This window comes from Vibrio sp. 1557, from assembly GCF_033340175.1.
Taxonomy (GTDB): Bacteria; Pseudomonadota; Gammaproteobacteria; order Enterobacterales; family Vibrionaceae; genus Vibrio; species Vibrio alginolyticus.
The window spans coordinates 1-17023 of sequence record NZ_JAWOVZ010000011.1 but is presented as its reverse complement, the minus strand read 5'-3'; the positions used below and the strand labels follow the sequence as shown (position 1 = coordinate 17023).

At 45.2% G+C, this 17023-nt stretch carries 12 protein-coding genes; 1 reads left to right on the top strand and 11 read right to left on the bottom strand.

Going from position 1 to position 17023, the window contains the following annotated elements; translation table 11 throughout:
• Position 1: 1 nt before the first annotated feature.
• The 10 genes from R7070_RS14240 to R7070_RS14195 form a co-directional block, all read right to left on the bottom strand.
• On the bottom strand, positions 2-4387 hold the full coding sequence (locus tag R7070_RS14240) for an RHS repeat-associated core domain-containing protein (protein ID WP_256900494.1): 4386 nt from the start codon (positions 4385-4387) through the stop codon (positions 2-4).
• A gap of 423 nt (positions 4388-4810) precedes the next feature.
• Positions 4811-5227 (bottom strand): membrane protein, encoded by a 417-nt coding sequence (locus tag R7070_RS14235; RefSeq protein ID WP_012841836.1) that lies wholly within the window; start codon positions 5225-5227, stop codon positions 4811-4813.
• Positions 5211-6263: a formate dehydrogenase subunit gamma gene (locus R7070_RS14230; protein WP_206971538.1), complete on the bottom strand. Its 1053-nt coding sequence runs from the start codon at positions 6261-6263 to the stop codon at positions 5211-5213. Before R7070_RS14230 ends, R7070_RS14235 begins: the two co-directional genes overlap by 17 nt.
• Positions 6264-6277: 14 nt before the next feature.
• The gene (gene fdh3B, locus R7070_RS14225; RefSeq protein WP_005377536.1) at positions 6278-6886 is read right to left on the bottom strand and encodes a formate dehydrogenase FDH3 subunit beta; all 609 of its coding nucleotides are present in this window, start codon (positions 6884-6886) and stop codon (positions 6278-6280) included.
• An 11-nt stretch (positions 6887-6897) separates the two neighbouring features.
• A complete protein-coding gene (locus R7070_RS14220) occupies positions 6898-9753 on the bottom strand; it encodes a formate dehydrogenase subunit alpha (RefSeq protein ID WP_213870151.1) in 2856 nt (951 codons plus the stop codon).
• A gap of 10 nt (positions 9754-9763) precedes the next feature.
• Positions 9764-9964, bottom strand: coding sequence for a twin-arginine translocation signal domain-containing protein (locus R7070_RS14215; protein ID WP_005377542.1), 201 nt, complete (start codon positions 9962-9964; stop codon positions 9764-9766).
• 73 nt (positions 9965-10037) lie between these two features.
• Entirely contained in the window at positions 10038-10664 is a 627-nt protein-coding gene (locus R7070_RS14210) for a molecular chaperone (RefSeq protein WP_017820684.1), read from the bottom strand.
• Between the two features lie 9 nt (positions 10665-10673).
• On the bottom strand, positions 10674-12335 hold the full coding sequence (locus R7070_RS14205; RefSeq protein ID WP_213870152.1) for a 4Fe-4S dicluster domain-containing protein: 1662 nt from the start codon (positions 12333-12335) through the stop codon (positions 10674-10676).
• Positions 12336-12646: 311 nt separating this feature from the next.
• A complete protein-coding gene (locus R7070_RS14200) occupies positions 12647-13273 on the bottom strand; it encodes a DUF3306 domain-containing protein (RefSeq protein ID WP_005377548.1) in 627 nt (208 codons plus the stop codon).
• On the bottom strand, positions 13263-13727 hold the full coding sequence (locus tag R7070_RS14195; protein WP_005377550.1) for a DUF3305 domain-containing protein: 465 nt from the start codon (positions 13725-13727) through the stop codon (positions 13263-13265). Before R7070_RS14195 ends, R7070_RS14200 begins: the two co-directional genes overlap by 11 nt.
• A 323-nt stretch (positions 13728-14050) precedes the next feature.
• Between R7070_RS14195 and R7070_RS14190 the strand changes: the two genes are divergently transcribed.
• Positions 14051-14875, top strand: coding sequence for a formate dehydrogenase accessory sulfurtransferase FdhD (locus tag R7070_RS14190; protein ID WP_005377552.1), 825 nt, complete (start codon positions 14051-14053; stop codon positions 14873-14875).
• Between the two features lie 240 nt (positions 14876-15115).
• On the opposite strand, the gene R7070_RS14185 is transcribed toward R7070_RS14190, so the two are convergent.
• Complete coding sequence (locus tag R7070_RS14185) at positions 15116-16708, bottom strand: ABC-F family ATPase (RefSeq protein ID WP_025766654.1); 1593 nt, start codon at positions 16706-16708, stop codon at positions 15116-15118.
• Between the last annotated feature and the right edge of the window lie 315 nt (positions 16709-17023).

Below are 17023 nucleotides of genomic sequence, written 5' to 3'. Positions count from 1 at the left end.
TTTAAATTAGTCCTTTGGAATCAATTTTAAACTCTGCCGCATCTACTATTACGTCTGAGGCATTTCCACTTTCAGGGATGCTTGTTTGAGTATGTATATATCGAATAGGTATGCCGAACGAAGCTGCATGTTGAATTTTTCTTGCTGCTATTTTTTCAGTCGTTCCTTCTTTATTTTTCGACATTAGCCTGGTGATTTCTGCAGTGTATTCCGTTGTCCCTTGCTGATATGCCATATTTCCAATCTTGCGGCTGCCCAGCGGGCTGCTCCCTCCTTTGGCCTCAACAATTATAATTTCACCTGGTGGCGGCTCTTCCACCTCGTAAACCATATCAAAATCGCCCGGCTTCGAAATTGAGGTTCCAATATCTTTGGGATGAAGCAGCTTAGCATTAGGACGTTTACTCCGGACAAAGTCATCCGCGGCCAACTCACCTATTTTTGCAGACTGTTGGTTAATATTACCAATTTGAGCGTTATATCCCTCTTCGCCAGATCGAGCGCCCATTGCCTCTTGACGCTCTTTCAAGCATTCATCAATTTTTGCTTTGTTTCTTTCTGTTAGCTCATAATCACTCGTATTGAGTTCAGAGTTTTCTTTATACTCTGCTTTATTTAGCACAAGATCTTCAGTAAAGATCGTGCAACCTTCTTCCCCGCCAACTTTCTCTGAGTCAAAAACATGCGCATTGACAAACTCCTCAATCCCAACAACATACTGCACTTCGTGTCGGCTGCCATCTGAATGATTGATATGACGATAAAAAGTAATCTCGTTTCTTTCGCAATCAATATGGTCTAAATCGTATTCATATCGAATATGATTTTTACCTTTGGGTTTTCGGATTTTGACTTGCGAGCGAACGCCATCTTCTCCGACGGATGATTCTTTTGCTGCCTCTAAAATCTGATCGCAAACCTCTTGGGGGACATCGCTTTGCGCCTGATACTCTGCCAACATTTGACCCAAGCGTTTTAGCCCTTCTTCACATAGGAAACCTGTTGGGTCAATCCATTGAATTGGGTTGACTGCATATTGGTAATGGTTAATGCCACCAGCAATAGATATCGGATCTTGTTGGATAAAGCGTCCTAGCTTAGGATCGTAATACCGAGCGAGGTTGTAGTGTAAGTCGGTTTCTTGATCGAAGTACTGTCCTTGAAAACGCAGTGGATTTGCTACATTTTCAATATGTACATGAGCAAAGCCGTTAGCATCGTAACTGGCACTCCATACAACATTCCCTTCGCAATCGATTAGTCGCTCTGGTTTACCAACTTGATCGCACTGGTACCAATAAATAACGTCATTTTCTAGCAGTGCCACTGGCGTGTAGGTTTCTGGTTGATATAGGTACCAACGGAAAGCACCTGAAGAGCGTTCACCAATTAAACGTTCACCTTCCCACAGGAACTCCGTAACGCCTTTTTGTGTAATTTTTTTCGTTCTGCGCCCTAATGCATCATATTCATATTGACTGATACCATCGTCGGTGTGAACTTCAATGAGCTGATTTAACGCATCAAATACGCGAGTCTGAACGTGTCCTTGCCCCTCACGTTTTGTCTGGTTTCCTTGCGCGTCATATTTGAACCGGACACCATCGTGTACTTCAATACGATCAGCGAATACCTCTGAAGTTGGCAAAGTAGGATTGCCAAAACTATCGTATTCAAACTTAGTCACTTCTCCGGAAGCATTGACTCGTTTCAGTTGCCCTAAGGCATCGTACTGATAGTGTGTTGCTCCTGCCCTATTATCAATGATTGATGAAATACGGTTTTGCGCATTGTAAACGTACTTTTTCTCTCTATCAGGCCAATGTTGTTCGACCAAACGACCAACACCATCATAAATGATGCGCTCATTAAAATGTGCCGTTTCAATTTGGGAAACTCGTCCCATTTCATCGTAATGAAATTTGATTTGAGGTAAATCGAGGTTTCCAAACCGAATCGCTGAAAAACGCCCATATCGATCATAGGAGAAGTTCAGCTCCGTATTATCTGGCAGTACCTGAGATACGCGTTGGCCAACTCTGTTAAACTCCTGCGCTATCTCAAACTGGCCTTGAATGCGCTTTGTTAAATGCCCGAATGAAGAGTATTGGTATTGCAGTGTTTGATGGCGACTGGATGCGAAAGTAAGTCGCCCACTAAGCGTATAATTGAAGTGGTTCTCTACAATACTGCTAGCATTTCCTGCTTTGACGTGCTTGAGATAACCCGCAGCGTCATAGCGGTACAGCACCGTCCTATCGGCGACTTGCTTACGATGGATCCGCCCCATATCGTCATAATCAAATTGGCTTTGTAGATTATCAAACCCGACAGTTCCTGACAGCTGGCCTTCATCGTCATACAGGAATTCGAACTCTAAGCCGTCACTCCGAACTAATTTAGTCAGGTTACGTTGTTGATCGTATTCGTAAGAAATATGGCTGCCATCGGGAAAGATGACTGCTTCTTGTTGCGCGAGTGCTCCCCATTGATACGAGTTAATGCCTGCTGGCGTTCGAATCTGAGCAACACGGCTGTGCTCATCGTAAGAATATTCTTCGCTATAACCGACTTTGTCTTCGTCGTTAAAATAACGAACTGATGTACGCCTGCCAAATTGATCATAAGCGAGTTGAGCAATACACCCATCGGGATAAGCAACGCCATTCACTAAATCTTCTTCATTGTAGCTATAACGAAGTAATGTACCGTCTATTTCATTCGCGATAAGTCTTTGTTGTTCATCCCACCACCATTGACTTTTCTTACCATCTTCAGACTCTTTTTTGACGACTTGCCCGTGTTTATCGTAATCATATTCCGTGACACAGCCAAACTGGTCGGTATCCCAAACTCTTTGACCGAGGCTATTGTAGTAAGCCTTCTCGATATCCCCGTCAGGTGAAACCGTTTTAACTAACTTACCTAAGCCGTCATAACCATATTGAATTTCTTTGCCAGAGGAATGAAACTTAGAAACTAATTGACCATGCTGATTATATTGATAATTGACCGTTGACTGATCAGGATAGATAGCTTGTGCTTTTCGTCCTAATTCATCATATTGCCATCGCCAAGTTCTACCTGTGGGGCTTATTTTCTCGAGTAAGTTACCCTGCTCGTCATGCAAGAAAGACCATTGATGATCTAACGAGTCAGAATAAGAAGAATGATTTCCCTGATAATGGAAGCGATAGTCATAAATTCCTGCGTCCCCAACGTTCCTGATGCATTTCGCGTTAGCACCTTCGCCATCCCATTCAAAATAATGAGTAAAGCCAGTTGGTCGTACACGCTTAACAATTAAATGGCCGCGGTATTGATACTGTTCCTTTAAGCCTAAATGATTAGTTGTACTGACCAAATCATCGTGCTCATCATAGGTATAAGTTGTCAGAACTTTTTGGGACTTTGCATTTAGCAGTTCTACAAGGCGTCCTTGCTTATCATATTGACATTCAAGAACCGGACGCTTGTTGTATGCAATCTCGATCAATCGACGGTTTCGAGAATACTGCAGTTGAAACGTTGAAAACGTGCCATTTCTGACTTGTTTAACAAGCCAACGATCATCTTTCTGTTCAAATCGATATTGATGCCCATTAGCGAGCGTCACGATCCGAGTTGCTGAATTTAGGAAATAACAGCTCGCACCAGCGTATATCTGGTAACTTGTTGCTCCAATATCTACTGGCTCAAATTCTGTGATATCGGCCTTATCGTCAACAAACTCCCAAGCGATAACATTGTCTTTCTCGTTCGTCTTTTCGCGTAATTCAAACTGAAATGCATGTCGCCAACCAAAGCCCATTCCATGATTTACATCCGACTGCGAAGAGCGGTAAGTACGCTGCCAAGTAGTACCTTGTTGTAGCTCGATATCATAGAGTTCGAGAATTTCTTCACCCGTCACAAGTGATACAGGATCACCGGCTTTCTCATGTTTTTCGCTGCTTTGTTGCTGAGGCTTGGCGGATGCGGCACTTCTGCCACTCTTTTTATTCGACTTCCCCTTTCCCTTCGATGGTTTTGCATTGACGGTATTTTGAGTCGGTGGAGGCGTAACCGCCGACGAGAGTGCGTAGTTTTCGCCGGTAGGTACAATTCGAGCGACATGCAAGTCACCGTTCACCAAAGCATTGGCAAACGTTGAATTATAGTGTTGGGAAGTAAGCTCACCATCAGGTATGTTTGGCTTGAATTGACCAATCGCATAGAACAAATCCTCGACAGAGCGAAGGTCAAGCTCACCAAAGCTCTCAAGAAACTCTATTGCCTCTTGTTTGGTCACGAATGTTTTAGGTTCGCCGCTAGTAAGTAACTGACCAGAGAAGTGATAACTTTCGCCAAAGCGATTCGTGATAGGAATGACGAATTGAGGGATCATAGCCGTAACGTGTTTGTCCTTTTCTTACCTTGCCGCATCATTTAATGCTCGTTTCGCTCTTTTTATTTGTGAGAGCAAGATGCCTTAATCAAACATCCTCCGATAGAGATTCCTCTGTATGCGTAGACTGAATGTATTGATGGCAATTTTCACGTATGCAACTCTTTGAATTTCTGAGCGCAGCGTACTTTAACGGGACGATGAATCCTGAGTAAATGAACAATAGCGTGAGTGAGACTAATGTCTCATCGTGACGCGATTTTTTTACATGTTTCTTACTTAACTATGATTTTCTGCCCAGTTACGTAAATTCACTCAATAAGTTGCATCAAGTATCACCACTGCGACTCAACGCTTCATATTTGAGACAAAACAGCAACAAAAAAACCGCCTATTACGGCGGTTTTGCTTAAAGAATACTGATTAAAGGTTTGGACCTGTCGATGGTCTGTGTGGTTGGTTATTCCGCAGTTGCTGCATCCCTTGAAACATTCGCATAAACCACACCAAGATGGCTAATGCAGCAAACACCATCCCTACCCAAGGAATAAAGTAAGCGATGGTTTCAAGCAAAGTACTATGCAACCAATAATCACTCACGCCAACGAGTACACCGTTAGAAGTCGCGACGGTGACGATCAACACAACAAAAAACGTCAGGTAGAGAAAGAAGGTGCGAATTAAACCGTAGTAATGAGAAATCACTACGTCGCTGTCTTCTCCCTTATCTAATCGGTAACCCGCATAGATAATTGCGATAACGCCTGAGATCAGAAACGTAAACGGGGTCAGACAGCTCAGGATGTACGCAACCCAAATCCCGTTATGAGGTTTGTTCATTCGCTTTCGCTCCTTTTACTTCCGTTTGTGCCGTATCTGTTTCACCCATCGCTTCTTTGGACTTCACTTCCTCATACCAAAGATCGTGATGCTCTTTCGCCCATGTTTCATCAACTTCACCTGTCACCATGCCTTCTAGCGCACCTTCCATACCGAATAGACCAATATAGATGTGGAAGATAAAGCCACAGATTAGAATCAGCGCCGAAATCGCATGAACTAAGTTAGAAAGCTCCATGTCACGGCGAGTTTGGCCAAAGATAGGAAAGTCCAGAACTAAGCCACTCACTGCCGCGATAGCACCAAAGAAGATTAACAACCAATAGATTGCCTTCTCACCACCGTTTGAGAAACCAGCTGACGGATGTGTGCCTTTGTGTTTACCAACCATGCCGCCCATTTTCATAAACCAACGAACATCTGTCATGTTTGGAATCGACTTGCGCCACCATTTAAAGAGCACGAGCATCAGTAAAATGAAGAACAATGGTCCCATGTAATTGTGGTACTGCTTCGCCAACATGACGATAAAGCCCCAGAACTCAGTAGGAACGTACGGTTTTAAGAAGTGCTTACCGTAAACCAGCATCAAACCACTGAATGCCAACGTTAAGAATGTAAACGCCATACTCCAGTGAAGCGCGCGGTCTAAACGAGACCAACGCTTCATTTTTTTACCAGTACGCGGCTTGCTAAGCATCAAAGGACCAACGAATACGTAAGCCATGATAACCATCGCGATACTGCCGAAAATCGCGATAGCACCAGCAGGAGACATCCATTTCTCTTTTAGAATGTACCAAGTCTCACCAGGTTTACTGATCAATACGCCATGTTCTGGCGATTGAGACGTGGTGTAGCCTTCTTGCCCCTCTCTGACTTCGCGCCAATAGTCTGCCCCGGCGAGTTGCGTGATCTCCTGTTGAATAACTTTAGAAGATTGTTCCTCTGCTGAAGCAGGCATTGCGAAAGTCAGCAGCAATGCCGTCATCATTGACAGCATTGCTAGAGATGCACGTTTAAGCGTGTTTAACATGTGCCTCTCCTTACTTAGCTTTTCGTCGCATCGTAAGAAAGATCGTTTCCGTCTGTCCAACCTGCGTTTTTCGCGCCGCGTTCTACCACACGTTGACGGAAAATGTCAGAGACTTTCTCTGCGTCACCCGCAAGCAGCGCTTTGGTTGAACAAAGCGATGCACACATCGGTAACTTGCCTTCTGCGATACGGTTCGCACCGTATTTTTGACGTTCTTCCTCAGAGCCAGGCTCTGTTTCTGGGCCGCCCGCGCAGAAAGTACATTTATCCATTTTGCCACGTTCACCAAACGCCTCTTGTTTAGGAAATTGAGGTGCGCCAAACGGACAAGCAAACAAACAGTAACCACAACCGATACACAGATCTTTATTGTGAAGAACGATGCCGTCTTCGGTATGTTCGAAACAGTCTGCTGGACAAACTGCCATACAAGGTGCATCGGTACAGTGCATACAAGCAACAGAGATAGAGTTTTCACCAGCTTCACCGTCGTTTAGTGTTACCACGCGGCGACGTTGAATGCCCCATTCAAGCGCATCGTCGTTTTCGTTCTTACATGCAGTAACACAGCCGTTACACTCGATACAGCGTTTGGTGTCACATAGAAATTTCATTCGTGCCATTGTCAGACTCCTTACGCTTTACGAATGTTACATAGGGTTACTTTGGTTTCCTGCATCAAGGTAACCGGGTCGTAACCGTAAGTGGTTGCCGTGTTAGCCGATTCGCCAACAACGTAAGGTTGTGTACCTTCTGGGTATTTAGGGCGTAGGTCTTCACCTTCGAACTTACCGCCAAAGTGGAACGGAATGAACGCCAAACCAGGTTTCACACGACGTGTTACCATCGCTTTCACCTTGATTCGTCCTTTCTCTGCACCTTCAACCCAAACATCATCACCATCTCTAAAGCCAAGATCGTTCGCGTCTTTCGGGTTCACTTCAACAAACATTTCTTGTTGAAGCTCGGCAAGCCAAGGGTTTGAACGCGTCTCTTCACCACCACCTTCGTATTCAACCAGACGGCCAGAAGTCAGAACGATTGGGTACTCGCCCGATTTGTCTTGCTCTTGAATGGATTTATACAACGTAGGAACACGGAAGATTGCATCTTTGTCTTCCCAAGTTGGGTAATCCGTTACAAGGTCACGACGTGGTGTGTAAAGTGGTTCACGATGCAGTGGCACACGGTCTGGGAACGTCCAAACAATCGCACGCGCTTTCGCGTTACCAAATGGAATACAACCGTGCTTGATCGCGACACGCTGAATACCGCCAGAAAGGTCAGTCTTCCAGTTTTTACCCTCTGCTGCCACTTTCTCTTCAGCAGTTAAGTCGTCCCACCAACCAAGTTGTTTCAACAACTTGTCAGTGAACTCTGGGTAACCGTCTTTGATTTCACAGCCTTTCGAATAACTGTCTTCTGCAAGAAGGCTCTTGCCTTCAAATTCCACACCAAAGCGCGTACGGAAGTTACCGCCACCTTCTGCAACCGTCTTAGACGTATCGTACAGAATGTGTGTACCTGGGTGTTTCATTTCTGGTGTGCCCCAGCATGGCCAAGGTAGACCATATGTTTCACCGTTGACAGGGCCACCTTCCGCTTCCAATGTGGTTTTGTGGAACGTATGCCAGTTTTGTTGGTGCGCTTTCAAACGCTCTGGGCTTTGGCCTGTGTAACCAATCGTCCACATGCCTTTGTTGAATTCACGCGTTAGGTCTTCAATCACCGGCTGGTTGTTTTCAACACGGATGTTTTTGAACAGAAGATCGGAATAGCCCAGTTTCTTCGAAAGCAGGTACATGATTTCGTGGTCTGGTTTTGATTCAAACAAAGGTTCAATCACCTGATCACGCCATTGTAGAGAGCGGTTAGATGCGGTAACGCTGCCGTGTGTTTCAAACTGTGTTGTTGCAGGAAGCAGGTAAACGCCGTCGGTACGGTCGTTCATTACCGCAGCAACCGTTGGGTATGGGTCCACAATCACCATCATGTCCAACTTCTGCATCGCTTTTTTCATCTCAACACCACGTGTTTGAGAGTTCACTGCGTGTCCCCAGTAGAACATTGCGCGGATGTTTTCGCGTTGACGAATGTTGTCTTTGTTTTCCAGTACACCATCAACCCAACGAGATACAGGAATACCTGCACTGTGCATTGGTTTCTGACCGCTATAAGCGTTGTCATCGAAACGACCTTTGATCCATTCGTAATCGATTTCCCACACTTTTGACCAATGACGCCAAGCGCCTTCAGAAAGGCCGTAGTAGCCCGGTAGCGTGTCAGAGAGCACGCCAAGGTCGGTTGCGCCTTGTACGTTATCGTGACCACGGAAGATGTTTGCACCGCCGCCTGATTTACCAATGTTTCCAAGCGCTAGCTCAAGCACACAGTAAGCACGTGTGTTGTTGTTACCAGTAGTATGCTGAGTACCACCCATACACCAAACAATACAGCCCGGGCGATTTTCAGAAAGCAGTTTTGCTGTTTGGTAAACGTCTTCTTCGCTTACGCCTGTTACGCGCTCAACTTCTGCTGGCGTCCATTTCGCCACTTCAGCACGGATTTCATCCATACCGAATACACGTTGACGGATGAACTCTTTATCTTCCCATTGGTTTTCGAAGATGTGCCACAACACACCCCAAATGAATGCTACGTCAGAACCAGGACGAAGTGAGACATAGTGATCCGATTTTGCTGCCGTACGTGTACGACGAGGATCCGCTACGACGATCTTACAGTTGTTCTTCTCTTTTGCGATCAGAATGTGCTGCATCGCTACTGGGTGTGCTTCAGCTGGGTTTGAACCAATGAATAGCATCGACTTACAGTTGTGCATGTCATTGAAAGAGTTGGTCATCGCACCGTAACCCCAAGTGTTCGCTACACCCGCCACGGTTGTTGAGTGACAAATACGCGCTTGGTGGTCAACGTTGTTCGTACCCCAAAGTGATGCCATTTTGCGGAACAAGTACGCTTGTTCGTTGCTGTGCTTTGCGCTTCCCAAGAAGTAAACCGAATCAGGGCCGGACTCTTTACGGATGTCCATCACCTTGTTACCGATTTCTTCGATCGCTTGATCCCAAGAAAGCTTTTTCCACTTCCCGTTTTCAAGCTTCATTGGGTATTTTAGACGACGCTCACCGTGACCATGTTCACGCAGTGCTGCGCCTTTTGCACAGTGACCACCGGCGTTAAATGGGTGGTCGAATGCAGGCTCTTGACCCGTCCAAACACCATTTTGAACTTCTGCGTAAATACCACAACCCACTGAGCAGTGAGAACAGATAGTACGTTTTATTTCTGTTTTCGCTTCTGGACCGACTGATTTTGCTTGCGCTTTTTTCATCATTCCCGGTGCGAATAGACTAGCACCAACCACTGCGCCACCAGCAGCAAGCGAAGTGTTTTTCATGAATGCACGACGAGATACGCCAAGCTGATTCGTTTCTTTGCTCACACTGTCGGAGCGTTTGACAAGTTTCATCCGTTATCTCCTAAAGTGTGTCGTAGTAATCGCGAATGTGTTGAGTTTCACGATACCCTTTCTTCTTCACGTCGTTTTCAGAAGGCTCAACCGTTTCTGAAGCAACGGCCACTTTCGTGGTTCCCGCAACAACAGCACCGGCAACGGCAGCGGTTGTGAAGCCTTTTAGGAGATCCCTACGGCTTGTGTTTATTTCTTTATTATCTTTCATCATTGCTTCCTTACCTTACGGTAGATCTTTGGAGACTCATGCCTCTCTATCGATATGACCAAGTACTGCTCGATTACTCGTAATCAGTGACGTTTTTCACATCAATTTTTAATTTGTTCTTACTGCTTTTGGTGTTCACGCTAAAGCGCACTTGCTCTAACGTTAAAAACGCGTCGCAAAGCTGTGCAGCTGGCTTGTAGAAGTTCACGCTTTCTGCGCTCTCTAGTTGGCGCGTAAAAGATTGGAACCAAGGGGCGATGTGTTTGTTAAACACCGCTTGTTGAAGTTCTTCCTCTTCACCTGTCAGCATTGCCATCACTTCGCACAGTGCAGAAATATGGTCTTCAGGCTCTTTCACGTTCTCTTCTCGTTCGATGCCTAAAAGATCCAAATCGCGACGAATTTCCGCTAACGGCTTTTCCATCATCGAGCCAGTACGATGCCAAGATCCGAATGGCACAACTTCACCACGTCCAATGCCAATAAACAGATCTTGATATTCTTCTTCTAACGCTTCTCGCTGCGCTTCGTTCGCGGCTTGTTGCAGTGCGAGCCAAGCTTTTTGCATCGCGCTCTCAGACGGCTCAATTTCTAGCGATTTCAGGAACGCCAGCATTTCATCACTAGGCGCACTACGAAAAAGTGCGGATAAAACGAGATAAATGTCTGTTCTCAGTGTTTGTTCTTGTTGTGTGTCCACTGCGAGCTCCTAGTATTTCAGTTGTCTCATTGGGTCTTCTGCCATCGACTCAAACATGTCGATCACACGGCAGTCTTCACACATCGCGATACGATTGATCGCCGCTTCATCAGAGAAATGAGAGTGACCGCGTAACTTGTTTTGTAGCATGTCGATCATAGACTGAGGTGCGAATGGCTTATGACAGCGAATACATTCCGCTGCTTTCTCTTCGTGAATCACAACCGCTTTTTGGCGCTCTTCTTTCACCCAGTTCATACGAGGAGTAAGCGTCAGCACTTTCTCTGGACACGCTTTCTCGCACAGCCCACATTGAATGCAGTCTTGCTCGACGAATTTAAGTGACGGAGATCGACCGTCCGTATGCAATGCACGTGTTGGACACACCGCCACACAGCTCATACACAACGTACAATCTTTACTTTCACAAGAGACTGTGCCGTAAGGTGCGTTCGCTGGAAGTTCAACAATGTTCTCAACTGGAATACGTGATGCGGACAACGCATCCAACGCCGTAAATAGACGCTGACGTTTGTTGCCTTGCAAGTCTCCTAATGCCAAATCAAAAGACTCGGTACAAAGTGTCGGAGCACCTTCACGTAGTGACTCTAGATACAGAATGTCGATGGTTTCTTTGGCGATACCAAGCTGACCGAGCAGCTCTTGAGCAATACCTACTTCGCTATTAAGCACACGAATAATGGTTTGAGGCATAAAACGTGAAGCCGCAAACAGCACCTGAGTAGCACCATTCACAAGCGCGGCGAACCAAGTATCAATACCAACCGAAGGCAGTTCTTCCACCACAATTGGAATCACATTATCTGGCAGTGCTTTTAGTGCCATCACGTTGTAGCTCTCGTGGCGAGAACTACAAATCAATACGATAGGATCTAAACCACCCGCTTGCTCATAGTTGGCGAGCGTACGTTCAATAAACTTTTGCGTATCTTCAGGGTTTGGCAGTGCGTAATGAATCGCTTCTGTCGGACACGCTGTAGCACAAGTACCCACGCCTTGACATAGGTATGGGTTGATCTCGATGCGATGGCCCGTTCTGTCGCTGCCTTCACTCGATAGTGCCCCTGCCGGACAAGCATCCACACACCGTTCGCAACCTTTTACGCCACGAGAGCTGTGTGCACATAAATCGGTATCTAAACGGAAGAATTTCGGTTTATCGAACGTCCCCATTAAGGTTGGAATCTCTTCCAACGCTTCAGCCAGTTTCGGATAGCCACGACCTACTGGGTAGTAGCCCGGTACTGGGACTTCTTCCGACATGCAGCTGTTAAGGCAAAGATCGAGTACGATATCGAAACAATCGCTATTGGTCGCGACCTTGGCAAGGTTGTTGGTCAAACCATGATTTTCAATCAGAACTTCAAACGTACCTAAGAACCCTGAAACCTGAACCGAATTGGCGTAATAAAGCTCGGGATTTGTGCCCTTTTCGCCATCGGTAGAAAGCAGCGTTAGGCTGTTCATTTGCGACAATTGCGCTGCCGCACTTTCGATGATTGCTGTTGGGCCCACAATCAAAGTATTACCGCCGCTTTCATAGCTTACGGTTGGTGGAATAAGATTGGTCAACTCTACGGTATTTTCGAAAGCGTACAGCCTCGCTTTACCGTTATTGGAAGTTGCTTGTTCTAATAATTGTTTCAGCATTGCTCAATTCCATTTATGAACATGGATAGTCTTTTCCATCTCTTAGTGTAGTTAGCGCCGGAGATTCTGCTGATTAACTTATCAATGAGAATTCTTATTCCGCCATCTATAGGCGATGAATACTACGCAGTGCGTCCGTACTAACTTCAACCAGATTGGTATTGAGCAACAAATAGCAAGTGTCATGCCAATAAAATATCAAATTAAAATCAATAGGTTATCAATTTTACTGACAAATAGTAGGGATAAAAAAACCGGTTGAGACATTTTGTCTCAGCCGGCTCATTGAGTGTTTAGTCAAAATGTACCTATTATTTATGTGGTATATTTTGTCTCACCTCGTTAGGCTGTGATTCTTCAGCAAAAGTATCACTTTCGCCAGATACTGTATTTATATACAGTTCATTTTCATCTTGAGTAATTTGGCCACTTTTGTCGGTGTTTGACTCTGCGTCTTCAACTACCTCAGATGCGATATCGTTAGCGTTAAGCTCAGACCCTTGCGCAGTTTCAGCGTCTGGTTCGTCTTCCACTTTATCTTTAACCCAATCACGCAGCGTCTCAGCGACGTCTTGAGAAAGTGACTTTAAGTTACTGTAATCATCATCGTAATCGTCTAGGCCGTCACGCACGTTAAATTCTTCGGACAAGAACATTTTGCGCAGCGCAGCTTTCTTAACGCTTTCTGAAGCTTCAGAAACCAGCAGTTGCGCCACAGACATTTCTTCGGTTTTTTCAGTCTCTACACTCGCGGTAATGTCTGGAGCCTGACTATCCTCATTGACGCTCAAAGTATCTAAGCTTTCGTCAGCGTTTGAAAGCGCTGTGACACTATCTTCGGATTGTTCCGTCTCTGCTATCGGCGTGATCTCTTCAGCATGTTGGGAAGATTCTTCTAGTTTACGTTTCGACCAACGGCTTAAAAAACTAGTTGCCATTTGCTCTGCCTGCTCCTTTGCGTTTCTTGCGTCTTACTTCTAACAACTCACCGTGACGACCAATAAAGGCTTCCATCCAAGCCTGAACGGCTAACGGCATATCGTTAGATAGTACAAGGTTATCACCATCCATATATTGCGCCGCAACAGATTGTGAAGCCGTCAGTAACTGTATCGCTGGTTTTTCACCAGACTCGACGTTATCCATCACTAAAAAGAGTTTAGGTTGCTGAGAGCTTAAGTTAAAGCGGTAGTCTGTACGTTCATCTTTATGTAATTGCAACGGACAAACATCTGGAGTCTCTTCCGTCGGATTCAGCGCAAATCCTGTCAACTGCCATTGGGTTGTCACCCAAATCCCTGTACTGATCTCATGCTCAACAAGCTCTACGCCGATTGGCCATGTATCCTCAGTCTTTTCGTAATTTTTTTCGAAATCTTTCTTATCCGACATAACTCACCCAGTCTTTCTATTTTTGGTCTGAAAACACACAAGAGATTTTGCCCCCGTTTTCGACCATTTTTATTGTCTTCGAAGCAATAAACGCGCCAAGCTGATATAACTTAGTCTATATACTCCCTCAGGCTATAAGTACCAAACTAGACGAAACTCAAATGTATTGATGTGTCATTACTGCGAACTCGCAGTTTTAATGCATTGTTGACATAAAACCTCGCAATTTCTGTGGGAACCGCTATTTTGGAATGAGATTTGCTAGCCACTTAACAAGCTAAAATGCGTAGCAACCTAACGCTCTTAATCACTAGGACACGACTGTGCTGAAACCAAATATTATTAAAACCAGTGAAAATCCCCTGCAAACCATTGAAGTCGATGTGTACGACGAGTACGGCGAAAAGCTCACGAAGCAAATCGCTTGCGAGCGTCCTCTTACGGTCATGCTGAACTGGAAAGAAGTGGTCACGCTCATGACGCTAGGTTCGCGTCCAGAAGCACTAGTACTGGGTTATTTAAAAAACCAAAGCTTCCTGTCCGATCCAGCCGCGATTGAATCCGTTATTATTGACTGGGAAACGCATTCCGCAGCGGTGATTACTAAAGAAAACACTGAACACTTAGAAGGCGCCCTGAAAAAGAAAACCGTCACCTCAGGTTGTGGCCAAGGCACCATGTATGGCAACGTGATGAAGCAGCTTGAAAATTATCAAGTGCCTCAAGTTTCTCTTAAGCAGTCAGAAATTTATTCTGCGCTGGAAGCGTTAACTCATTACAACGACACCTACAAAAAAGCGGGCGCAGTACACGGCTGTGCGGTTTGCAAAGGTAATGAAGTGTTGTCATTTGTGGAAGATGTCGGCCGTCACAACGCAGTGGATACACTTGCAGGTGAGATGTGGCTCAAAGAAGAAACAGGTGAAGATAAAATTTTCTACACAACTGGTCGCCTTACATCAGAGATGGTGATTAAAGTGGCTCAAATGGGCATTCCTGTTCTGCTTTCTCGCTCTGGCGTTACTCAAATGGGGTTAGATCTAGCGAAGCAATTTGGTATTACGACCATTGCGCGTGCGAAAGGTTTGCGCTTCCAAGTGTTTACAGGAGCCGACAAGGTTGAATTTGATGTAAAAGGCAACCAATAACACCTTTTCAGTGTAAACTAAAACCAATAATGCGGATTCACAGAGGATGTGGACTATGAATAATGACCAATTGTGGAATTTTCTGCTTACGCCCAGCGGTATCATGCTTTCTATGATTATTACCTTTGGCGTGGTCGGGCTCTATGCGTATATAACCGGTCAGTTTAAGGATTAAGGCCAAATATCAAAAAAGCCTCGCTAAATAGCGAGGCTTTTGCTTTTTAAACGCTTTGCGAGTAATTACGCGTCAACGCCACGAGATTTTAGGAACTCAGAGTAAGTGCCTTTAAAGTCTGTGATTTTACCATCGCGGATTTCGATAATACGCGTTGCTAACGAGTCTACGAATACACGGTCGTGAGAGACGAAGAACAACGTGCCTTTGTATTGCTCAAGCGCGGTGTTCAAAGATTCAATTGATTCCATGTCCATGTGGTTGGTTGGTTCGTCCATTAGCAGCATGTTTGGCTTGTGCATCATTAGCTTACCAAGCAGCATACGACCTTGCTCACCACCAGACAGTACTTTTACTGACTTCTTAATGTCATCTTGACCAAACAGCATACGACCAAGGAAACCACGAACGACTTGCTCGTCATCACCTTCTTGACGCCATTGACCCATCCAATCCGTTAGATTCATATCTTCTGCAAAGTCATGCGCGTGGTCTTGCGCGTAGTAACCGATGTTTGCATTTTCAGACCATTTGAACTCACCAGCACGCGGTTCAAGTACACCAGCAAGCGTGTTTAGAAGTGTTGTTTTACCCACACCATTTTCACCGATGATCGCAACGCGCTCTCCCACTTCAAAAATTGCATTGAAGTCTGAGAACAAGTCCTCTTCAAAACCTTGGCTCAGGTTTTCTACAATCAGAGCGTTACGGAACAGCTCTTTAGACTGTTCAAAACGAATGAATGGGTTTTGACGACTAGACGCTTTCACTTCGTCCAATTTGATCTTGTCGATTTGCTTCGCACGAGATGTCGCTTGTTTTGCTTTCGATGCGTTTGCAGAGAAACGCGCAACGAAAGTTTGTAGCTCAGCGATTTGTGCTTTCTTCTTAGCGTTGTCGTTTAGTAGACGTTCGCGAGCTTGAGAAGCCGCCGTCATGTACTCGTCGTAGTTACCTGGGTAAACACGTAGTTCACCGTAGTCCAAGTCAGCCATGTGTGTACATACTGAGTTTAGGAAGTGACGGTCGTGCGAAATGATGATCATTGTGCAGTTACGCGCGTTTAGCGTGTCTTCCAACCAACGGATTGTGTCCATGTCCAAGTTGTTGGTAGGTTCGTCAAGAAGCATCACATCTGGGTCTGCGAATAGAACCTGCGCTAGAAGCACACGAAGTTTCCAACCTGGTGCTACTTCACTCATTAGACCGAAGTGTTGCTCCATTGGGATACCTACAGCAAGAAGAAGCTCGCCCGCTTTGGCTTCTGCCATGTAGCCGTCCATTTCAGCAAACTGAACTTCTAAGTCAGCCACTTTCATGCCGTCTTCTTCGCTCATCTCAGCAAGTGAGTAGATGCGGTCACGCTCTTTCTTCACTTCCCATAGCTCTTTATGACCCATGATAACGGTATCGATTACCGTAAATTCTTCGTAAGCGAACTGGTCCTGGTTCAGTTTTGCAACGCGCTCGTTTGGATCGTAGCTTACGTTACCACTGGTTTGCTCAAGCTCGCCGCTGAGGATCTTCATAAAGGTTGATTTACCACAACCGTTAGCTCCAATTAAGCCATAGCGATTGCCTTCGCCGAACTTAACTGAAATGTTTTCGAATAGCGGCTTAGCGCCGAATTGTTGAGTAATATTCGCTGTGGAGATCAAAACCTTTACCTTAGCAATTGGGGTGTATTTAGAAAAACCGGGCAACGGTACTTGTTCATGCTACATACTGCAAGTGTTGTTTTTATTAATTCACTCCAAGTGAAATCATTGTAAGGTTTCTAAGAAGCAAAAGCGTAAACATAAATGCGTCATTAAATACAAAAAAGAGCCACTATCGTCAGTGGCTCTTTTTCCATTAATTGTGCCGTCCTAAATAAGGTTGACACTTTCTACCCCCAAAATTGGAGAGTGTTATGAAATCAACAACTAAAAGAACTCAGCGCGATTACTCCCTCGCTTTTAAACTCACTGTAG

What these genes read in the sequence shown, in the direction of transcription:
- R7070_RS14240 (WP_256900494.1), bottom strand. Translation starts at nt 4,387, where the DNA reads ATGATCCCTCAATTCGTCATTCCTATCACGAATCGCTTTGGCGAAAGT.
- R7070_RS14235 (WP_012841836.1), bottom strand. Translation starts at nt 5,227, where the DNA reads ATGAACAAACCTCATAACGGGATTTGGGTTGCGTACATCCTGAGCTGT.
- R7070_RS14230 (WP_206971538.1), bottom strand. Translation starts at nt 6,263, where the DNA reads ATGTTAAACACGCTTAAACGTGCATCTCTAGCAATGCTGTCAATGATG.
- fdh3B (WP_005377536.1), bottom strand. Translation starts at nt 6,886, where the DNA reads ATGGCACGAATGAAATTTCTATGTGACACCAAACGCTGTATCGAGTGT.
- R7070_RS14220 (WP_213870151.1), bottom strand. Translation starts at nt 9,753, where the DNA reads ATGAAACTTGTCAAACGCTCCGACAGTGTGAGCAAAGAAACGAATCAG.
- R7070_RS14215 (WP_005377542.1), bottom strand. Translation starts at nt 9,964, where the DNA reads ATGAAAGATAATAAAGAAATAAACACAAGCCGTAGGGATCTCCTAAAA.
- R7070_RS14205 (WP_213870152.1), bottom strand. Translation starts at nt 12,335, where the DNA reads ATGCTGAAACAATTATTAGAACAAGCAACTTCCAATAACGGTAAAGCG.
- R7070_RS14200 (WP_005377548.1), bottom strand. Translation starts at nt 13,273, where the DNA reads ATGGCAACTAGTTTTTTAAGCCGTTGGTCGAAACGTAAACTAGAAGAA.
- R7070_RS14195 (WP_005377550.1), bottom strand. Translation starts at nt 13,727, where the DNA reads ATGTCGGATAAGAAAGATTTCGAAAAAAATTACGAAAAGACTGAGGAT.